General features: G+C 60.1%; 16 protein-coding genes and 2 pseudogenes. 9 read left to right on the top strand and 9 right to left on the bottom strand.

From position 1 onward, the window contains the following. The first annotated feature begins 48 nt into the window (after positions 1 to 48). A complete protein-coding gene (locus QWL29_RS24840; protein WP_305825533.1) occupies positions 49 to 1,125 on the top strand; it encodes a hypothetical protein in 1,077 nt (358 codons plus the stop codon). A gap of 29 nt (positions 1,126 to 1,154) precedes the next feature. Further along, positions 1,155 to 1,997, top strand: coding sequence for a DUF4209 domain-containing protein (locus QWL29_RS24835; protein ID WP_305825532.1), 843 nt, complete (start codon positions 1,155 to 1,157; stop codon positions 1,995 to 1,997). A gap of 51 nt (positions 1,998 to 2,048) precedes the next feature. On the opposite strand, the gene QWL29_RS24830 is transcribed toward QWL29_RS24835, so the two are convergent. The 5 genes from QWL29_RS24830 to QWL29_RS24810 form a co-directional block, all read right to left on the bottom strand. Then, positions 2,049 to 3,323 (bottom strand): hypothetical protein, encoded by a 1,275-nt coding sequence (locus QWL29_RS24830; RefSeq protein WP_305825531.1) that lies wholly within the window; start codon positions 3,321 to 3,323, stop codon positions 2,049 to 2,051. A gap of 108 nt (positions 3,324 to 3,431) precedes the next feature. Continuing rightward, positions 3,432 to 4,598, bottom strand: coding sequence for a tyrosine-type recombinase/integrase (locus QWL29_RS24825; RefSeq protein ID WP_305825530.1), 1,167 nt, complete (start codon positions 4,596 to 4,598; stop codon positions 3,432 to 3,434). A 65-nt stretch (positions 4,599 to 4,663) separates the two neighbouring features. Beyond that, positions 4,664 to 5,527 carry a hypothetical protein gene (locus tag QWL29_RS24820; protein ID WP_305825529.1) on the bottom strand — a complete coding sequence of 288 codons (864 nt, stop codon included), beginning with the start codon at positions 5,525 to 5,527 and terminating at the stop codon, positions 4,664 to 4,666. Further along, a complete protein-coding gene (locus QWL29_RS24815; RefSeq protein ID WP_305825528.1) occupies positions 5,496 to 6,494 on the bottom strand; it encodes an HNH endonuclease in 999 nt (332 codons plus the stop codon). Before QWL29_RS24815 ends, QWL29_RS24820 begins: the two co-directional genes overlap by 32 nt. A gap of 26 nt (positions 6,495 to 6,520) precedes the next feature. Next, positions 6,521 to 6,703 carry a hypothetical protein gene (locus tag QWL29_RS24810; protein ID WP_305825527.1) on the bottom strand — a complete coding sequence of 61 codons (183 nt, stop codon included), beginning with the start codon at positions 6,701 to 6,703 and terminating at the stop codon, positions 6,521 to 6,523. Between the two features lie 357 nt (positions 6,704 to 7,060). Between QWL29_RS24810 and QWL29_RS24805 the strand changes: the two genes are divergently transcribed. From QWL29_RS24805 to QWL29_RS24780, 6 genes are all read left to right on the top strand, one after another. Continuing rightward, positions 7,061 to 7,636, top strand: a complete 576-nt coding sequence (locus tag QWL29_RS24805) for a hypothetical protein (RefSeq protein ID WP_305825526.1) — start codon at positions 7,061 to 7,063, stop codon at positions 7,634 to 7,636. A 42-nt stretch (positions 7,637 to 7,678) separates the two neighbouring features. Next, positions 7,679 to 8,071: a hypothetical protein gene (locus QWL29_RS24800; RefSeq protein ID WP_305825525.1), complete on the top strand. Its 393-nt coding sequence runs from the start codon at positions 7,679 to 7,681 to the stop codon at positions 8,069 to 8,071. A gap of 1,252 nt (positions 8,072 to 9,323) precedes the next feature. Further along, positions 9,324 to 13,034 carry an ATP-binding protein gene (locus tag QWL29_RS24795; RefSeq protein WP_308636158.1) on the top strand — a complete coding sequence of 1,237 codons (3,711 nt, stop codon included), beginning with the start codon at positions 9,324 to 9,326 and terminating at the stop codon, positions 13,032 to 13,034. Next, positions 13,027 to 13,656, top strand: a complete 630-nt coding sequence (locus QWL29_RS24790; RefSeq protein WP_305825523.1) for a condensin complex protein MksE — start codon at positions 13,027 to 13,029, stop codon at positions 13,654 to 13,656. Before QWL29_RS24795 ends, QWL29_RS24790 begins: the two co-directional genes overlap by 8 nt. Then, on the top strand, positions 13,653 to 14,891 hold the full coding sequence (locus tag QWL29_RS24785) for a hypothetical protein (RefSeq protein ID WP_305825522.1): 1,239 nt from the start codon (positions 13,653 to 13,655) through the stop codon (positions 14,889 to 14,891). Before QWL29_RS24790 ends, QWL29_RS24785 begins: the two co-directional genes overlap by 4 nt. Further along, positions 14,876 to 15,721 (top strand): DUF7281 domain-containing protein, encoded by an 846-nt coding sequence (locus QWL29_RS24780; RefSeq protein WP_305825521.1) that lies wholly within the window; start codon positions 14,876 to 14,878, stop codon positions 15,719 to 15,721. Before QWL29_RS24785 ends, QWL29_RS24780 begins: the two co-directional genes overlap by 16 nt. Positions 15,722 to 15,964: 243 nt before the next feature. Here the strand turns inward: QWL29_RS24780 and QWL29_RS24775 are convergent. After that, a pseudogene (locus tag QWL29_RS24775) lies at positions 15,965 to 16,123 on the bottom strand (DDE-type integrase/transposase/recombinase); the annotation flags it as partial. Between the two features lie 44 nt (positions 16,124 to 16,167). Here QWL29_RS24775 and QWL29_RS24770 point away from each other — a divergent pair. Continuing rightward, positions 16,168 to 16,884, top strand: a complete 717-nt coding sequence (locus QWL29_RS24770) for an IS6 family transposase (protein WP_305825520.1) — start codon at positions 16,168 to 16,170, stop codon at positions 16,882 to 16,884. 76 nt (positions 16,885 to 16,960) lie between these two features. On the opposite strand, the gene QWL29_RS24765 is transcribed toward QWL29_RS24770, so the two are convergent. From QWL29_RS24765 to QWL29_RS24755, 3 genes and pseudogenes are all read right to left on the bottom strand, one after another. Continuing rightward, positions 16,961 to 17,308, bottom strand: a complete 348-nt coding sequence (locus QWL29_RS24765; RefSeq protein ID WP_305825519.1) for a type II toxin-antitoxin system ChpB family toxin — start codon at positions 17,306 to 17,308, stop codon at positions 16,961 to 16,963. Beyond that, positions 17,302 to 17,553 (bottom strand): AbrB/MazE/SpoVT family DNA-binding domain-containing protein, encoded by a 252-nt coding sequence (locus QWL29_RS24760; protein ID WP_305825518.1) that lies wholly within the window; start codon positions 17,551 to 17,553, stop codon positions 17,302 to 17,304. The genes QWL29_RS24765 and QWL29_RS24760 overlap by 7 nt, the downstream gene beginning before the upstream one ends. Positions 17,554 to 17,968: 415 nt before the next feature. Next, positions 17,969 to 18,214 (bottom strand): annotated as a pseudogene (locus QWL29_RS24755) (hypothetical protein); the annotation flags it as partial.

Genomic DNA, 18,214 nt, shown 5'->3' with positions numbered 1-18,214 from the left:
GGCCAGCTACGAATGGGTACATGATCCCACGAGTCTAAACACCTAGCCTTGCTCGCAATCCTTGAATCGAACAATCCGGAGCTGCATGTCTGGGCCATGAATGCCATGGCCGAGCTAGTCGCGCGCACGCGTGGTACGCCGAGTGCGTTGATCGCTCAAGTCACGCAGGCCGTCGTGCGGTTCTACTACGTAGTGCGTCACGGCTGGGAGCGCGACGCGTGCTTTTACGCCCTCGGTGACCTGATTGATGACTGCATCGAAGTGGGCGTGAACGACGATCGGCTGGGTCGACCATTTGATCACCATCCCGACTCGTTCGTTACGCTCGTCGGTCTCGATCCATTAAATGGATACCGCGGCCTTCCGAGGAACGTTGCGACGACACTTGTTACGTTCCTATGTGCCCGCTATGGGGCTGATCCAACCGCATTGCCCAAGCTGTCCAGGGAGACCACCCTGTACCGGCTGGTCGACTTTCCGAACGTCGAGGTTGGGAGGGGGGAATCAACGATCGAACTCGAGAGTTACGCGCGTGTGGTCGACAGCATCAAATTGTTCCGTCTGGCGCTCGATGAGGACTTCCATGCTGTACGGCGACGATACACCCTGCTAACCACCGAGCTGACCTACGAACGCATCCTTGGCGCACGAGCGATGGCGAGGGCTATCGACGGGCGCGAAGGCAGACAGGGGCAACCATCAGCTTTGTATCATCGCCTTACGGGCATACTGGCGACGTGTGTGACCGGTACCCCACCGGACCGTTCCAACGAGAAGATGTACGTGATGCCATTGTATGACAACCCGCCTGTGCGCCTGCTTACCGAAAAACCTCAGGAAGCTGAATTTCTAGGGTTCACAGCATCCACACGCGTTCTGCAGGATGTGAAGCGGAAGGGCGCGCGCTGGACGTCTACGGACTTGTCTTATGTCGAGCTGGCCGCCCGATACAACGCACGCGACGACGAGTTTGGTATGACGTGCTTGCTTGCGCTTCATCGTAGAACGCCAATGCTGGTTGTCGATGCTTCGTCTATGGAGCGCGCAAACCTGATGGGGATCGGCGCCGAACGGTCGCCTGTACAAGAGCAAACCTCTTTTACGGTGCCGCGTCGGGTTTACTGAGCGCGGATTCAGCGTCCCGGCAATCGCGCATGAGAACGGTGAGCCACAGCTTCAACATCACCGACCTGGTAGCCGAGGCCGCAGGCCTGGTACAGGGCTTACCACCTGCCAAGGCACTTTTCGCGTTCTGCCGGATTGCATTCCCGCCAAGCCTTGATGCGCTGCGCCGGGAAGCCGAGACCGGCCTGGACGGCATCGCAGCGCTGTTCTCGACCACCAGTTTGGATGAGGACGGCCGCGTCATCGCGGTAGAGGACGGGGTTGGCGACGCGGACAGCCGCGAGCGGCGCCTGAAAGCCGAGATGATCAAGGCAGGTGCACAGCGGGCCGACATCGCGGCCCGCGCTCTGATTGACCCTGCGCTCGACGTAATTCGCCACCAGTGCCACCTGTCGCCGCATGACTTTTTGACCATCACGCACCTGTCTGCACTGGTACCGGCCGATCGTGCCGATCTGGTCGTCCAAGGCTTGTACGCCGGCTACTGCCGCGATTTCGTCCAGGCAATTCACATCCTTGTTCCGCAGTTCGCGCACATAGTGCGCATGGTGCTCAAGGAGGCTGGCGCCCAGACCTCGACGCGCCAGGACGGCATTGAGATGGAGCTGGGTCTGTCGGCGCTGGTCGATTTGCCGGAAATGAAGGGGAAGTTTGGCGAGCACCTGACTTTCACGATCCGGGCCCTGATGTGCAAGCCGCTCGGGCCGAATCTCCGCAACCAGGTAGCACATGGCCTCGCCAGCTCAAATCTGTGCAGCAGCGGTTACGGGGTCTATGCCTGGTGGCTGATCCTGGCACCCGTTGTCGAGGGCTTTCACATGATGCAGCAGGCCGAGGAAGCGACCAATCCAGACAGAGCAGGGGATGATTGACCATGGCTAGTAAGTGGCCATTCCATGCCTGATCGTGCCGACGGCTGCTTGTCATACCGAAAAGAGCTTTTCAAAGTCAGGGTGCCAAAACGGGCTAGCCCTATTGTAAAAATAGTAGGCTGAACCTCCTGTATCGATGACCCCACGATGTGAGGAACGTACGCTACTGCGGCTGGTGAACCCAATGCCCACGACATGAGACCGATTGCTCGAGCCTAGAAATTCTTGGGCTATCTCGTGCAATTTGGAGGAAGAACCTGTTCTGTCGTCCTCCCCGATAGAGTTCAACTGATCGTAGTCCAAGCCGTCTAGGGAGATCAATACAAAGCCTGCCCTGGTCTTGCTGAGCTGCCGCTTCGCGGCACTCTTTGCAGTATCCATTACGGCATCCTTGAACTCATCGCTTTCAGACGACTGAATGGTTGAAAGAATAGCACCGCCCATTGGGGAGCCCAGCAACATCGACTCACGATTCGGGGTGCCGGAAATTTTATCTATGAGCTGGCGTAATTCGCGCCGATCGTTCATGTGCTTCTGCGTAACTACTGATGGATCGAAATAGCGAACCCGCACATGCGTCCCATCTTGTAGGACCGAGTGCTCAACGCCGGCGTACACCGCACCAATGACCTCATCAACAAGTAGACGTCGCGCTGCAAATGCTGTGGGCAACCGTTTTGAAAGCGTCAGCACGAGCGAGATTCCGACTCGCAGCCCCGCTTCGGTCATGGCTTGAAGACGAGGCAGCAGAAGTGACTGGACCTCGATAGCTTCGCGTTGGTGGACTTTCCGACCCTTATTCTCCGATACCGCCTTGCACTCGACCTCAAGACCGTTCTCACCAATATTCGCGAGAAGTAGATCGAAAATCGGCGTGTTGCCGACAGGGGGGGCGGGCCAGTGGACTTTATATCCTTTACGTGTGAAATGAGAGGCTGTCGTCAGCTCCAGCCGCAGTCCACGCATGTCGTCAGGGTTTTTGAAGCCGCCTCGCACGCGCCCTACTAGCCGGTCGGCTTCGCCAGGAGGAAGGCTATCGTATAGCGACATGATCTGCGCCATAAGGGCAATCACCGGAAGCAGGCCAGCACTTTCAAGCTGCTCGCTTGGCACGTAGTGTCCAAATTGCTCGACAAGGGCTTCAAGTTGGACAAGTCCAAACGCAACCTCGTTTTCGCGCTCCAGATGTTGACGTAGCTGTTCGTTCCCAGCAATCTCTGCCTTGCACTGCGTGACGCGATCGTGCCAGCAGCTCGCGCCAACCAAGCCAGCGAAGCGATGGTAAAACGCAGACGCATCGCCTAGGTACAGTTCAGTCGCCACCATAAAGAATCTTCCCTAAAAACTTTGCCGTGCAAATTCGCCGTGCCCGCCCAACTAACCAGACAACCGGTTGGGCAGGTCTCGATCTTCGGTTTAGCGACTGCTGGAGCATCACGCTTCGCGTGCCACGCCGATATTGTCGCGCTCAAATGCACGGACCGAATCCAGTGCATCCTGGTTGGTGTAGACCATGGTGGTGTCCATGCTCTTGTGTCCCAGCAAGTTCGCCACCTCGCGCATGGACTGCCCGTGCAACAGCGCTGCTTTCGCGAACGTGTGTCGGAACCAGTGTGGCGAAGCCTGTTCAAGCCGCACGGCCAGTACAGGATCAGTTGTACGGAGCATATCAGCCGTTGTTTTCAAACGCTTCTTGACGATCTCATACAGATACTGTCTTGTTGTCAGCTCCTGCCAGGCGCCGAAGAAGCGGCGGTCGGCCGCTCCGCGCACGGCTTTACCCGCAATCTTGACCGCCCGGGTTTGCGGCGACAGGAGCAGGGCAGTTCCCTCTTCGAACTCGGGTTGCGGGGGCAATCCGAACGCCACCCGATAGTCCACCAGGACCTTGAGCAAAGTCTGCGTAACCGGTACCCACCGCTGTTTACCGCCTTTGGCTACCAATGCGCTGACCTGGAAAACCCAGTAGTGGCGCTTGGTTTTCGTGTCGGGGATCTGCTGGAAGGCGCCCATGACGGAACCTACCAGTTCGCTCGCACGCAGCCCTAACTCGCGCAGCGCGACCAGGATGAAGCGATCGCGCAAATTGATTTGGCGGGCGGCAGGCCTGTCGAATTCTTCTTCCTCCATCGTTTCCAGGACAAGTTCATAGAGATTCACGTCGACGGCCCGCCGCGCGTTGATCGACCTGCGATCTCCGGCGCCTTCCAAAGCCATCGGATTGATGCGAATGTAGCCGCTGCCATGCCATGCCTTGAACAGCGCATGAACGAAGCGCTCGATGTCCGAGCGGCTGCCGGCGGCAGGTTGCGTACGGAAGGGCGTGTATCCTGCATCACCTGGCCCTGCGTACCGCTTGCCGCTGCGTGCGCACAGGGCGTCGGCCGGCAGGTCCGTCAGGAAGTCTTTAAAAGCCTCTACGTCCTGCAGGCTCCAGCGCGACGGTGTAATGCGGCGCACATTCTCGCAATACCAGCGCAGCTTGGCCAGGTGGAACCTATAGGTGGTCACGGTCGCGTTGGAACGGCTCTGGCTCTTGCGTGCGACCGATCGCAGCCAGACCTCGGCGGCATCCCAGTCGTCCTCGACCGGGCCCAGCACATGCCCGGGCTGCGGGGCAGGGACCATCAAATCGGTCGCTAGGAAAGGTGCTATCAATCTGTCATTCACTTTGGACCTTTCTGGAGTACCGGGGGAATTGCGGCGCCGCGCTGGTAAGCCAGCTGGCGGAACGTCTCGAGCAGAATATTGTCTTCTCGCGCACGGGCGACTGCCTGCGCTTCGACACTGGCGCAGCGCTCGCGCCATGCCCGGGTTTCACCGCGTGCGTCGTCGATCGCGCGCATGCTGAACAGACGTGCCTGCTCGAATTCGGCGGCAAGTTTGCCGATCTGCGCTGCCTGGTCCCTGATCTGATTGCGTGCTGCCGCCAGCTCCGCGGACGCCGCATCGAAGGACGCTCGTGCTGCGAGCAGTTCGCCGGCCAGACGTGCTGCCTGTGCCTGCGCCTCCGCAACGGCACGCTCGGATTCTGCCGCTCGCTCCCGCCAGAACGCAACATCGGTACCTGGGCTGGCGCTGGAGCCGGCAACGTGGGGCGGATGTACTGGATAGGCTCCGACAGCCTCGAACACGGCGTTCCGGATCAGCGCTCCCAGGTGCAGCGCGTCGGCGGAAGCGATCTCCGCAGCCCCTTCGCGCTCGAGGTCGAGCTCGTTAAGAAGAGATTGCTTGGCACGTTCGAGCGTCGACGTCGACGGACGCCGATCGGGCGCATACGCGTCGAGCAGGCGGCGATAGATGACAGGGCTGAAGGTCTTGCCCGTCGCCTCATAGACTGCGCGAACGAACGCCCGCACGAACGGACCATGGTCGCGTTGGTTAAGGGGATGCGCGGCATTGATCGACTGGAGCCTGTTGATCAGGATCCGCGCCTCGTCGTCCGACGGCTGGAAAATGGGTCGGGTCACGTTCGCTCCTTCATCACCGGCAGGCCGCTCATTGTTCACCGCCGGCAGCCAGCAGGTCATCGAAAGCGGCTCCGGTCGGCACGTCGCCGACGAGATTGCGCCGCCGGCGGGGGCGAGGCTGTCCGAGCACGAACTGGCGGTGGTACGCCAGATAGCGCGCCTGGTCGGGGGCGAATCGCCCGACGTTGGCGCCGGCGTCGATGTGCCATGCCTGCAGGACCTGCGGGTCGAGCGAGGACGCGAGCACTAGGTCACCGTTATCCTCGAAACTGATCAGGCCGGTATCGAACAGGTGGTCGACGTGCGGCGCGAGCATCAAGCCGTTGGCGCCGTCAAGGTGTTCGTCGCCGGTGCACACGGCCCACGGCTTGATGTGGCTGGCCACCAGGTAGCGCGCTTGCAGCGTGCCCGTTACGCGGCAGTGTGGCTCGCGTGCCAGCACCGCGGCACGGAAGCGTCCCTGGCCGATGCGTGCCTGGCCCAGCTGGACCTTTGTCTTCGGGCTATATGCACGGCTCGATGCAATGCGTTTGATGGCGGCCGCCTCGCCGGCGTCGGGGTCGGTCCAGTGCCGGTCGTGTGCCTCCCGCAGCATTTCGACGGCCATCCGATAGAAACGCGTGCCTGGACCACATGACTTGAACGCAGAGGAGCCAGTTGCAGAAGCCTCCGATACTTGCCCGACGGTGCGGGTGACCGTCGTATTCCAGTCCACAGCGATTGCGAGCACGATCGATCCGTCGCGTGGGAAGAGCGCATTGGGACCGACGTCGGCAAGTTCCAGAGGGTCGCTCACGCGACCGATGGCGCGGATGCCAATGCCAGGTTCATATGCGAAGACAGCGTCGCCGGGCTGAACGTGCCGCAGGCGCGTCTCAAACTCGTCAGGACGCCCGGGCCACGGATTCAGGTACAGCCGACCATCGTTGAGCCAATGCGCAAATGCCGAGGTATCGCCAGGTGCGCGTTCTTCTAGCGTATGTCCCAACCGAGCTGTCGCAAACCACATGCGATCGGGAATGGTCAACGGCGCTTGGATTAATGCTGGCGCCGTCATTTGGCCACGCACACCAGGGTGAAGCGTGGCAGATGCTCGCCATAGCTTGACTTGAATTCCTTGGCCATCCTGGCGGCGGCAGCATTGCACGCATGCTCGCTGGAGAACTCGGTCGCGGTGGAGGTGAGCACCGGATTGGGGCTGGAAGACAGGAACAGGGTCAGGATGAGGACGTACATGAGCAATTTCTATGGACGGGATACAGGTACAGTAACAAGGATAAAAACACCTGTAAAGGAGTAACTTCTTACTTAGCTCTTATTAAGTAAGAAGTTCTCAGCCCTCCTAGACAAACGGCGTGGAACACCCCAAAGAGTGAATTAGATCAAAACTGTCGGCTGAATGAGCGCCGTTTTCACTCGACGAGGACAATAGGAAGCACGCCCTAGCGTATCGCCAAGCCGTCGTTGAGCAAACCACTGGATGCCCACTTAGCCACGTTGGACCTTCCGTTGCACTCAAAACGTTCTGTTGTATTCATTGCTATTTGTTGCGTTTTGTTGCATCCTGTTTGTACTTTAACTATTGAGGGTGCCATGATCAATCCAGTCGACCTGCTTGCCAAGGCAAAGGCGGCGCCGCTGAGAACAAGGCTCGAAGACCACGTGGACGCGATCAATGCGCTCAGAGACAAGCAGTACACCTGGCGCGAGATCGCATCATTCCTCAGCGAGCATGGTGTCGAAACCGACCACAGCAAGGTGTTTCGGTTCATGCAGCGTGCCGCACAAGCGTTCGTCGTGCCCGCAGCGGTCGACTACGCCCGGGTCCTGCCAACACTACTCCTGGGTAAGGGGAAGCTCGCTGAGAACCAGATGAAAATGCTCAAGCGTCATTACCTGGCGCACAACCGTACCGTGACCTACACGGAGTTGGCCAACGCTGTCGGATCCGACGACCATCGCACCGCGAACACTCAGTACGGTACGCTGGGCAAAATGGTGGGAGAGGCGCTCGACGCCAGTTTCGAACGTGCCGGCAAACGCGACGCGCCGTTCTATAGCGGCATGCTCTGTGTCGAGCTACAAACGAAATCCCCATCAGGGCATATCCAAATGATGATGAACCACGAGCTGGCCAAGGCCGTCAAGCTCCTTGGCTGGTTTGAATAATTTAGAAGCCCCTTACGCTCTTCACCCCCACGAAAGAACATCATGATCGGTACCAGCGCATATCCCATCGCCACGCCTGAACAATTCAAAGCGGCTCTGCTCGCCGTCCGCGACAAAAATCTGCCCTCCAGCCACTTCGCCATGCTGCGGGCGCAATGCCGGGCTCCGGATGCGACCATCACCACAAAACAGCTGGCCGCGGCCGCAGAATACGAAAACTACAACGCAGCAAATCTGCAATACGGCACGCTGGCTTTACATGTCGCTGAAAGGCTTGGCTTTACCCCAGAAGAGCGTCACGCCGACGGGTCGCCGTGCTGGTGGACCACCTTGTCGTTTTCGAAGGAGGACCAGGCGGAAGAGAACACGGGGCATTTCCAGTTCATCATGCGGCCCGAGTTGGTGAGTGCCCTCAGGGACATGCGCTGGGCTTGAAGGGGTTCAAAGTCCACCGCCCCCGAAACCGCAATGGGAAGAATTACGAGACGGTCCAGGCGACTAGGCGAGGCGCACCTCAACGCGTTGATTTCGCAACTTGTCACGGGAGGCTAGATGCCGTTCGATGAGTGCACAGCGAACAGTTCCAGAAGAGCGCCAGGCCGTGGCAGCGTAGCGCAAGTGGTTGAATGCTAATAGATGAGGAAGGTAAGCCTAGACTCAGCGGTATTAAATGGAGTGTCAAAACCAAACTTTCGACCTAGCTGACATTAAGTCGAATTATTTAAGCAAGACCGTTTTTTGTTTATGTCCGGCTTCTACCCAACATAGTTCCCATTATGTTGAGTAGATTTGTTGAACGGTTCCAGCGTTTCACGCACCGGATTTATCGCCGACGCACGGGCCCGGGAACGGTCAGCACTTTGGCCAGCTGTTGCCAAATCACAAAGAAAGATATCGGTCGGCAGGTTGAAGCGAGCAGCTGACGCGACGAATGAGATGGGAGATTAGCTCCGAGTCGCCTCGGGTCTTGGGCTCAGGCATGGGAGCGAAGTTGCTGAGGCACGGATGATCGAACACGGAGCAATGCATTTGTGTGGTCAGGCAGCTAACCAGCATCAGTGGGTTTTCCTGACGCATCACGTTTTAATACGGAGTGCTCTTACAGAAGAATTGTCAGCACCTGTGCCAGCGTCCTCAAACAGTGACGCCTATCTTGCCCAGGATCTGCCAGAGGATAAGGACAACAGACTGAACGGGATAAGGGATAAATGCCGAGAGATCACAACGGACGCACAGTGACGCGCGAACGGCTGGGTCGTAAAGAGCAGACCTTCCCTGCCGACGTTTAACGCCAGTATTGTTTGCCCCGTGGCAGACCAAGGAATGCTGGAAGCTACGCGTCAGAGACTGGAGGATAACAGACAAAAAATGCCCGCTGGGAAGCGGGCTGAATCTATCCTTGGAGGAGAATAGAGGAGACATATGCATTATGCTGCGGCGCACAAGGCTTGTCCAATGATGGTTCGTGATAGCTGTAATGCTCCAACCTCATGCTTTACGATGGCATGTACCGAACTCGACATTGCAAATAATAATGTCGAGTGAGAATTGTCGGCTGGCCAGGAGTACAAAAGGCCCGTGTTTTGAAAATCAAACTGCCCAGACGGTGTCAATACGTACGGCAGTAGCACCGCAACATGCGGCGATAATTTATTGCGACACCTCAAGTAACGCGCTAAGGTAAAGCATGACGACACAATCTCCGCTCCCCGGCCTCCCTGGTGTCATCCACAAGCCGCCAGCTGAAGAATCCAACCGATACGCCCTCACCCGAATGGTTCTCATTGACTCCCTGAGCAGCGGGAGAATCGTTGACATGCCGGTTGACGATGGCGCAGTGCTGACGGGCCGGAATGGCGCCGGCAAGACGTCGATGCTGCAGCTGCTGCCAGTGTTCTACGGGGAGAGCCCGAACCGGATCGTCACACAAGAGGCCGGGCGCCAATCGTTCGTCGGGTATTACCTGCCCCGAGACACATCCTACATCGTTTTCGAATACGAGCGCCATGGCGAGAAGCGCCAGGTCGCGGTTCATTCGGACCGCAATGGCGAGAAGGTCATCTACCGCTTCATCCGCCACGGCTTCGAGCCGCGCCAATTCGTCGTTCCAGACGGTGAACTGGTGCGCGCCCACGGCCTCGTCAAGCACCTGAAGATGCAGGGCTTCCAGTGCTGCGAGCAGCAGATCGAATCGCTGTCGGAATACCGGGCGATCATCCAGGCCATTCCATCGGCCACGCGCGATCGTCAGCGCCAGCGCTACCTGCGCGAGCTGACAGCGGACTATTCCGTCACGCCGACAAACCGTCCCCTCCCCCAGATCGAGAAGATCGTCGCCGGCATGTTCCGCCGCAAGACCAACTTCGACGACCTGCAGGGCATCGTCGTCGAGTGCGTGGCCGACCAGGGAAGCACGCTGTCGGTCTCGGGCGACCGAAGGAAGATCGAGGACTGGCCACGGCACTACCGTGCCTACACCGAGGTCATGACCATGGCGCCGACCATGGCCGCGGTCGCACTGGCCGATAGCCACCTGTGCGCGGCGGAGGTGTCCATGGGCGAAGTGAAGGCGAAATGCATGAGCCTGCTCACGCACCTGGACCTGCGCATCCATGCGACCAGTGGTGAACTACGGTCCCACCAGGCCGCTCTGGTCCAAGAGACCGAAGGATTCACCGCGCGGGCCGGCGAGCTGCGCGGCAAGCAGCAGGCGGCCACGAACGACGCCGGCTTTGCAGAAGCCCGAGCGCGCGACCTCGAGCAGCAGCATGCCGACTTCGAACGCCAGGAACTGAAGAAGAAGGAGGCCTTGGTGGCGCGCTCCCAGCAGCTGCGCGACGAACTCGGGCAGCTGGAGGAAAGGCGCCGTGCCCTGCTTGGAGAGCAGTCCGAGATCTCCAACAGCTATGACAGGATGAAGCAGGTCGAAAAGGACAACTTCCGCACCCAGAAAGACGCGGCCCAGCAGCGGTTGCGACAGCTGCGCGACCAGTATGATCTGGCACTTGACCAGCTCAGCAAAGCCCAACAAGAGGAGGAGGAACGCGCCGGCGCAGTGCATGACGCCCGCCGGCCGGAGCTCGACCAGGAGGTCCAGGACGCAAGTGCGAACCAGGGTCGCTGGCAGCATGCGGCAAGCCACCCTGCTCCGGACCCGGCTGCAAGTCAGGCGCTGCAAGATAAGCAAGACGCCCTCGACAAGCTGCGAGGCGAGCGCGATGCCCTTGACCGACAGCGCCGCGGGCTGGAAGCGGCGTATCACAAAGCCCAGGGCGCATTCCACGACCAGGAAGCGCAGAAAGCGGCTGCCGCGCGCCAGGTGTTAATTGCGCAAGATGAGCTTACAAACGTCCAGCGCCTGTACATGCCCGAGGACGGTACCCTCCTCCAATTTCTGCGCAGCGAGCATCCGAGGTGGGTCTTCGACATCGCCAAAGTGGTGCGCGAGGACATCCTGACACGTAGCGACCTCTCCCCGATCATGGAGGAATCCAGCGGCACGCTGTTCGGCCTGACGCTCGACCTCGAAAAGCTCGACGCCTATTCGCTCGCGGATCAGGAGGCGGCCCAACAGGCGATGGACTTGGCCGAGAAGCGGCTGACCGAAGCAAAGGCCGCCGTGACTGCCGCTACCGATGCCCTAGTCGAACGAGGCCGGGAACGGGAAGCGGCCGAGCAGGCATTTAAGGCGCACGAGCAGAAGGTGTTCACCCAGAATTCGCGCATTCAGGCAGCAGAGGCCGAGGTGGCGTCGGCAAAACGGCTGGTTGAGACCAGCTGGAATGATGCTGCCAAGCTCGCCCAGCAGAAGCTGGAGGAGGCGCGCATTGCCCTCGCCGCCGCGCGCCGGCGCCTGACCGATTTCGACGCGCTGCGCCGGGCGGAGGCAGTAGCGCGGCTGGCCGAATGCAATCGGCAGCGCAACGAGCTACTTGCCAAACGCTCACATGACCAGAAAGCCATTGATGCTGAGGTGGCCGGCCTGGATGCGGCGCTACAGGGGCGCTTGCGCCAGTTGGACGCGGAACGGGACGAGGTCCTGCGCAAGAAGGGCGTGGATACTACGCAGATCAATTCGATCGAAACCCAGCGCACAGCGATCACGAAGGACCTGCAGACGATCAAGAATGTGATCGAGCTGGTCCAGCAGTACCGGCACTGGCTTCGCAACGAATGGCCCGCGCACCCGAAATGGCTGGAGAAGGCCCGGCAAAGCCGCGCCATCGAGCGCGAGCATGCGCAGCAGGTAGCCGAACTGGAAGCCAAGTGGGACCACCGCCGCAAGCAGCTCGCGACCGCAACGAAGGACGCCGAACAGCGCCTGCAGGCCCTGACCAGGGAGCGCCAGGTCACGCAGCACCGTATCGACAAGCTCCAGGCCTATCCGGACGCGGAGATCCCGGTCTACGACCCAACATGGACGCTCGACGCCCTTGTCGGCCTAGCCAACCTGTATGCCGAGCAGGAACGGACCCAGCGGGCCGAGATCCGCAAGCAGATCGCCGAGCTGCACCGGGGATTCGGCGCGCACCTGGGCACGCCGCCGGACCAGTACTTACAGAGCTATCGTGGCAGCATTTCCTCTACCGACGAGCGCGACTGGATTGAGCCCTTCGGCAAGTGGTTCGCGGGCGCGCACCTGGAATACCAGCGCATCCTGCTGACGGAGGCGATCACCATTGCCGGTGACGTCCAGGCCTTCCACCGCACGCTGGACGACTTCCACCGCAGGGTGAACCAGTTCAACCGCGAGCTGCAGTCCTATCTGGACACGAACTTGGCGTTCGACAGCATCGCAAAAGTGGGCGTCGAGGTCGTCTCGACCATCAAGGAGCTCAACTACTGGGCGGCGATCTGCGACATGGCCGAAGCCCATCGGGCCTGGCTCAATGGCGCTTCCACAGACCTGCCTCCGGCCGAATTCGTCCAGACGATAGAGCGGCTGCTGGAGCACTGGGAAGCGAAGGCCGGTATCCGCGCGGACCTGAAGCACCTGATCCGCATCCAGGGCGAAGTGATCGAGAACGGCAATCGACGGGTATTCAAGAAGGCATCCGACCTTGAGGCCGTGTCCTCGAACGGCCTGTCGTACCTGGTTCTGGTCAGCATTTTCATCGCGTTCATCAACCGTATTCGGCGTGACGCGGCCGTCAACATCGTCTGGTCCCTGGACGAACTAAAGGATCTCGACAGCGGCAACGTGAATCAGCTGCTGGCGCTGCTCAAGCGAAACGACATCACGCTGGTGTCAGCCTTCCCGGACCCGGACACGGACACGCTCGCCCTCTTCAAGCACCGCTTTACGGTCGAGCCGGACCGCCGGCTGGCCGAGGTCTGGATCGACGAGGGCGATCGGGCGCAGGAAAATGTCGATTCGAACGAGGCGACCAATGTTTAAGAGAATCGTCCCTACCCTCCTGTCCGGCGCCTTCGTCTGCCCGGTCGCCTACCGGGAAGAGCACACATACCTGGTAGACGCCGCGAACCTGGCCGCTGTCGACGACTACCTCGGCAAAATCGGGTACCGCGTCACGAAGACCAGGCATGGCGGCGCCTTCTTTGCCACCCACGTCGAGCTGGGCGGGAAGGAGGAGCGCCGCGACGCGCGCGAGCTGTTCACCCACATCAAGCACACGCTGCGGCCGCTGGTCCACTTCATCGAGATGGTGATGCGCGCCATGCAGAGCGACGAATTCCTGTTCGCCGGCGCCGTCATCGAGGCCAACAAGCTCATGGCCGCGATTGATTCGAACCCGAGCTTCAGGAACGACCTTCAGTCGCTTGCCACGCAGCTCAAGGGCATCTCTGCGGACGGATCGGACCGCGGCCGCCTGGACAAGGTAATGCGGCGCCTGCGGGATGATGGTTACCTGGTGCTGTCGAATCCAGACCGGGAGATCTACCAGGTGACGGGTAAGATCGAATTCATCCTTGAGGTGATCGAGTACCTCATGGAGCATCAGGGCGCCGCGGTCGAGGAGGACGAAGCCGCGACGCCCGAGCAAGGGGGCCTGCTTTGAGCGAGAACACCGAGGCGATCATCTCCTACCTCGAGGCCCTGCACGCCAATCGTCACCTGGTCGCGGCCGCGTACATCAACGGCGGCGTGACGATGGAGGAGGACAACCAGCGCAGGATCCGCCAGCTGCAGCAGCACCGGGCGCTCGTCCCGTACGTACATGATGAGTTCAGGCTCAACTCCAGCCTAGGCCGTCACTTGGATGAAGTCTTCCAGCGCCAGCGCAATTATGTCATCGGCGCCAACTTCGGAGAGCAGATCAATCGCCTCCAGCGCCTCGCTGATGAATTCCTGAAGGCTAGCCACGAGGATAGGCTCGACGACCGGGACAATTACGCGACCGACTTCGACGTCGGCGTCTTCGAACTGCGCGAAGGGATCGCCTCTACCCTCCTGATGCTCCGCACCCTGACGGATAACCAGTTCGCCAACGTCAGCACGATCGCCGAGAAGCAACGCCAGAACGAGTTCTATATCGCCAAGGTCGAGCAGTTGGGTAGCGCACTGGCCATGCTGCAGACGGACCTGCTGCTGGAGCAGCTCGCGGCATCCACCCTGCTCGACCCGCTGATGTCGATCTACCGGCATCAGGTCCTGGACCGGTTGCCAGAGTGGCGCGCCACGATTCTCGACATCACGACGGTGCTCAAGGCCTACCTGTACCGGCTGCGGCAGGTCGAGCCCGACGCCCGACGCGTGCGCAGCTTCGCGCTCTTCCTGAAGAAGAATCCCGGCTACGAGCCGCCCGATTCCGATTCCCTCACCAATGCGCCGGTGTGGGTGTCGAAGTTTGCCGGACTGCAGCTCCGCTCCCACCCTGATCTCGGGTCCGGCCCGATCCGCGACGGCCTGGCCGAGATCGCCCAAGGCGTGCCGCCGGCAAAGGTATCGATCGTGCGTGAGCGGCAAAGTGGGCGGCTTCTCGATGATACCGACGCCAAGCGCGTCGTTACGCTACCGGTCAAGCCGGTGCAGGTGGCGTATCGGCGCTACATCGACGCCGTGCATGCCCAGGAGGAGCCGCTGTCGGCCCTGGAGTGGAAGCGCCAGCAGCTGCCCTATGCGGACCTGGATGACCGGGCCTGGCTCCTGTATGTGATGCACTCGCTTCGCGTCGGCGCAGCGCGCGCCAGCGGCACGCGGGGCATCGGATTCTCATGGAACGAGCGCCCGCCGGCGCACGTCCGGTCTGGGAACATTGTTGTTGATGACGTTTTGGCATGGAAAAGAACCTGATCAGCAGCTTGCTGCGCGTGTACCACAGCGAGAAGTCCCGCTTCGCTGCCAGCGCGACGCTGTCGCGCTTCGTCGAGACCTACGGCATTGGCCACGCAAAAGGTGCCTCTCTCGTTTTCACGGACCGCGACAAGCAGGATGTGGCCGCGCTCCTGCGCGTGACCGAAGGGATAGACGCGGCCACGACCACGAGTGCTTCGTGGGATGCCCTATCTCGGGCCGAAAGCCTTGATCTCGGAGGCAACGAAAAGCTCACCTCTTCCACGGTACGGCGGGATCGCGTCGCCGTCCGGGCTCTGCCCGGCAGACCCCTACTCCTCGACGGCAGGGAGATGCACCTGCCCGACGGGGCGAACCTTGACATCGAGTGGCACCTCGCGAGCCGCCGGAACGGCCACGATGCCGTGCTGGTGGTCGAGAACTGGGAAGCATTCGCGGGCATCGAGCGCACGACTTTTGATCTGTCCGGGGCTGGCTGCAATCCGCTGGTCCTGTTCCGTGGGAGCCCGGTGTATCGACAGGATCATGCTGTGGCGCTGCTCGACCAGCTGACGCTGCCCGTCCATGCGTTCGTGGACTTCGACCCGGCCGGCCTGGTCATCGCCCTTAGCCTACCCGGCTTCGTCGACCTGGTGGCGCCGGCCGCCGACGAGCTCCAGCGCGCCCTCGCCGCCAGCACGAATACAGAGCGCTACCTTAGCCAGCTTCCAGAGGCGCAGGGCATCCTGGACGCCGCCGCCCATCCCTCGATCGCGGCGCACTGGCGCATACAGAAAGCGCACGGCAAAGCGCTGCCTCAAGAGTACTTCCTGGCGAGGCGGGCCTGGTAGTTGGCGCCAGTGCGCTCGGACGCTTCCGACTACTTGGCGAAGCCGTGTAATTCACTGAAACTGGGAAGTCATTGGAAGCCATTAGTACAGATACTTGTCTGCTGGGGGCAGTTCTGCCGGTGGTGTCGCGTTAGCGGTTTTGGGGACGGATTTCTTGGCGATGAGCGCGGCCGCTCTCAAAGTGGACGGATTTGTCCAACCAACGCATAGAAGTGGTTCGCGAACGACATGTTCGCAACGCGGTCAATCGTGAACTGGCCTTTTGCGGATCATGTGCATTAACTCGACGCCAGAGAACACACAGGCAGCCGCATGAAAAGACTTAAACCCCAGCATCGGCCTCGTCACACGTTTGATCGCGCGACGGTCCTGCTCAACTATGTTGTTGAGGTATTTGGCTCTGGTGCAAACCTGCAGCTCAGCTAGAATGACGGCCTTTGCCTAACATGCGTAGTCACGCGAGCACGAGCGACCTGTTCAAGGGCCGACACTTCGAACAAGAGATCATCATCCTTTGCGTGCGCTGGTGCCTACGTTATAAGCTGTCGTACCGAGATCTGGTCGAGATGATGGCTGAGCGAGGCCTGCCGATCGCTCACACGACAATCCTGCGTTGGGTTCAGTGGTACGCACCGGAGTTCGACAAACGCTGGAGCCGCTTCGCGACGTCGGCTGGCACCGCCTGGCGGGTGGACGAGACCTACGTCAGGATCCGCGGCCAGTGGGCTTATCTCTACCGGGCTGTCGACTCGGCCGGCAATACCGTCGACTTCCGGCTCAGCCCGCGGCGCAACGTCGCTTCGGCCAAGGCATTCTTTCGTAAAGCCATACGTTCTCAAGGCCGGTTACCCGAGACTATTACGCTGGACGGTTATGCCGCTTCCCACCGTGCCGTTCGCGAACTTCAAGAGCAGGGACGTCTTCCTGACTTGACGAAGCTTCGCTCGTCAAAATATCTGAACAATCTGATCGAGCAGGACCATCGCAATGTCAAATCCAGACTTGGACCGATGCTGGGCTTGAAAAGCTTCACTTCCGCTACCACGACAATACAAGGTATTGAGCTCATGCATCGCATTCGCAAAGGGCAGTTCGACCTACGAGGTCTGGGAACTCAGGGGCAAACTTCGTCCGAAATCTGGGCAGCTGTTCTGGCTGCGTGAACTCAGCCGGCGCACCGGCAGGTTGGCGTGCCTTTGTCCATAATTTGCACCAGAGCCCTTCATAGCAACCTTTCCTTCAGTCAGTGATTGCGCGCAGACGAGCCAGCGCATCCTCAACTACATACTCGGGCGCAGTCTCTACACGCTTTGCTTTTCGCGCCTCCAAGTCGAGCATTCTCACTTGGTTGACTAACGCCGCGCCTTGCGTTTTCATACCTGATCCGCTAAGCGATGCCGCGAAACCCGCATGGCGTGCAAAATTACCCCCCTGCGTAATGGGCGCCATCAATACAACACCGAGAGCATTGAAGGCGCTCGTAGACAAGACCAGCGCTGGACGCATTCCTTGCTGTTCGTGCCCTTCGGTTGGATCTAGATTGACCATAACAATGTCGCCGCGTCCGAACTTAACGCGGCTCACCATGCCTCGCGCCCGACCGGCTTTACGTCAGCCCATGCGGCCAGGTCATCTGGCTGCGGAGCCGTTGGGTCACACTGTGCGACCAGATCAGCCAGCGAATACGATGGTCTCGCTGCTTTAAGCAATACTCCCTCCGGCTGAACGTTCACGCTCAACCTATCGCCCAGCGATACCTTAAGCATACCGAGCAATTCGGTAGGTAAGCGAACAGCGGCACTATTGCCCCACTTCTGCACTGATAGTTCCATAAGTCCTCCTGATGTTGATACATTGTAGATTCATGAACGAACTTTCGTCAACCACTATTTGATCTACAATGTATCTACGAACCGACAATCAGAGAACACTGCTGAATGCCTCACGTAAGCGTTCTTAGCTAATTTCGAGATATGGTCGAACGTGATCTAGCTTCAGCGTGTCCGAGCAAAAGCTGGACGGTTTCGACCTGCTGCCCCTGCTGGATCAGCCGCGATGCCATCGTGCGCCGCCTACTGTGTGAAGAACCGCCCCGTATGCCGGCATCGCGGTAAAGTTTCGTGACATGGGACTGCAAGCTGTCGCACGCCAGGTAATCGACCTGCTCGCCGGCCCAGCTCACGCGGCGCTTGGTGTTGAGGTGGAACTTGTAGCCCTTGTGCGTCAGGATCAGCTTGCTTCCCGGCTCTAGGCCTCGATAACGGCCCGGCACGTCCGTCGTGCGCAGGCCGCGCGAAGTTCGATAGACCAGGTATGGGTCCAGCGCATCAACAGCCTTGGCGTGGGTGAGGTAGATGCACCGCTGCCGGCATCCTTCGTGATAGCCGCTCGCCGGCTAATTTCGTCGCGCAGCGCGCCGGACGGGAACAACACATCTTGCACCTCGATCTGCGCGATCTCGGTTACGCGCATGCCGGCCGTCAAGCCCAGCAG

It is taken from the genome of Massilia brevitalea (assembly GCF_030711405.1).
In the GTDB taxonomy this organism is placed as follows: domain Bacteria; phylum Pseudomonadota; class Gammaproteobacteria; order Burkholderiales; family Burkholderiaceae_D; genus Telluria; species Telluria brevitalea.
This window is presented reverse-complemented; position numbering and strand designations above follow the sequence as displayed.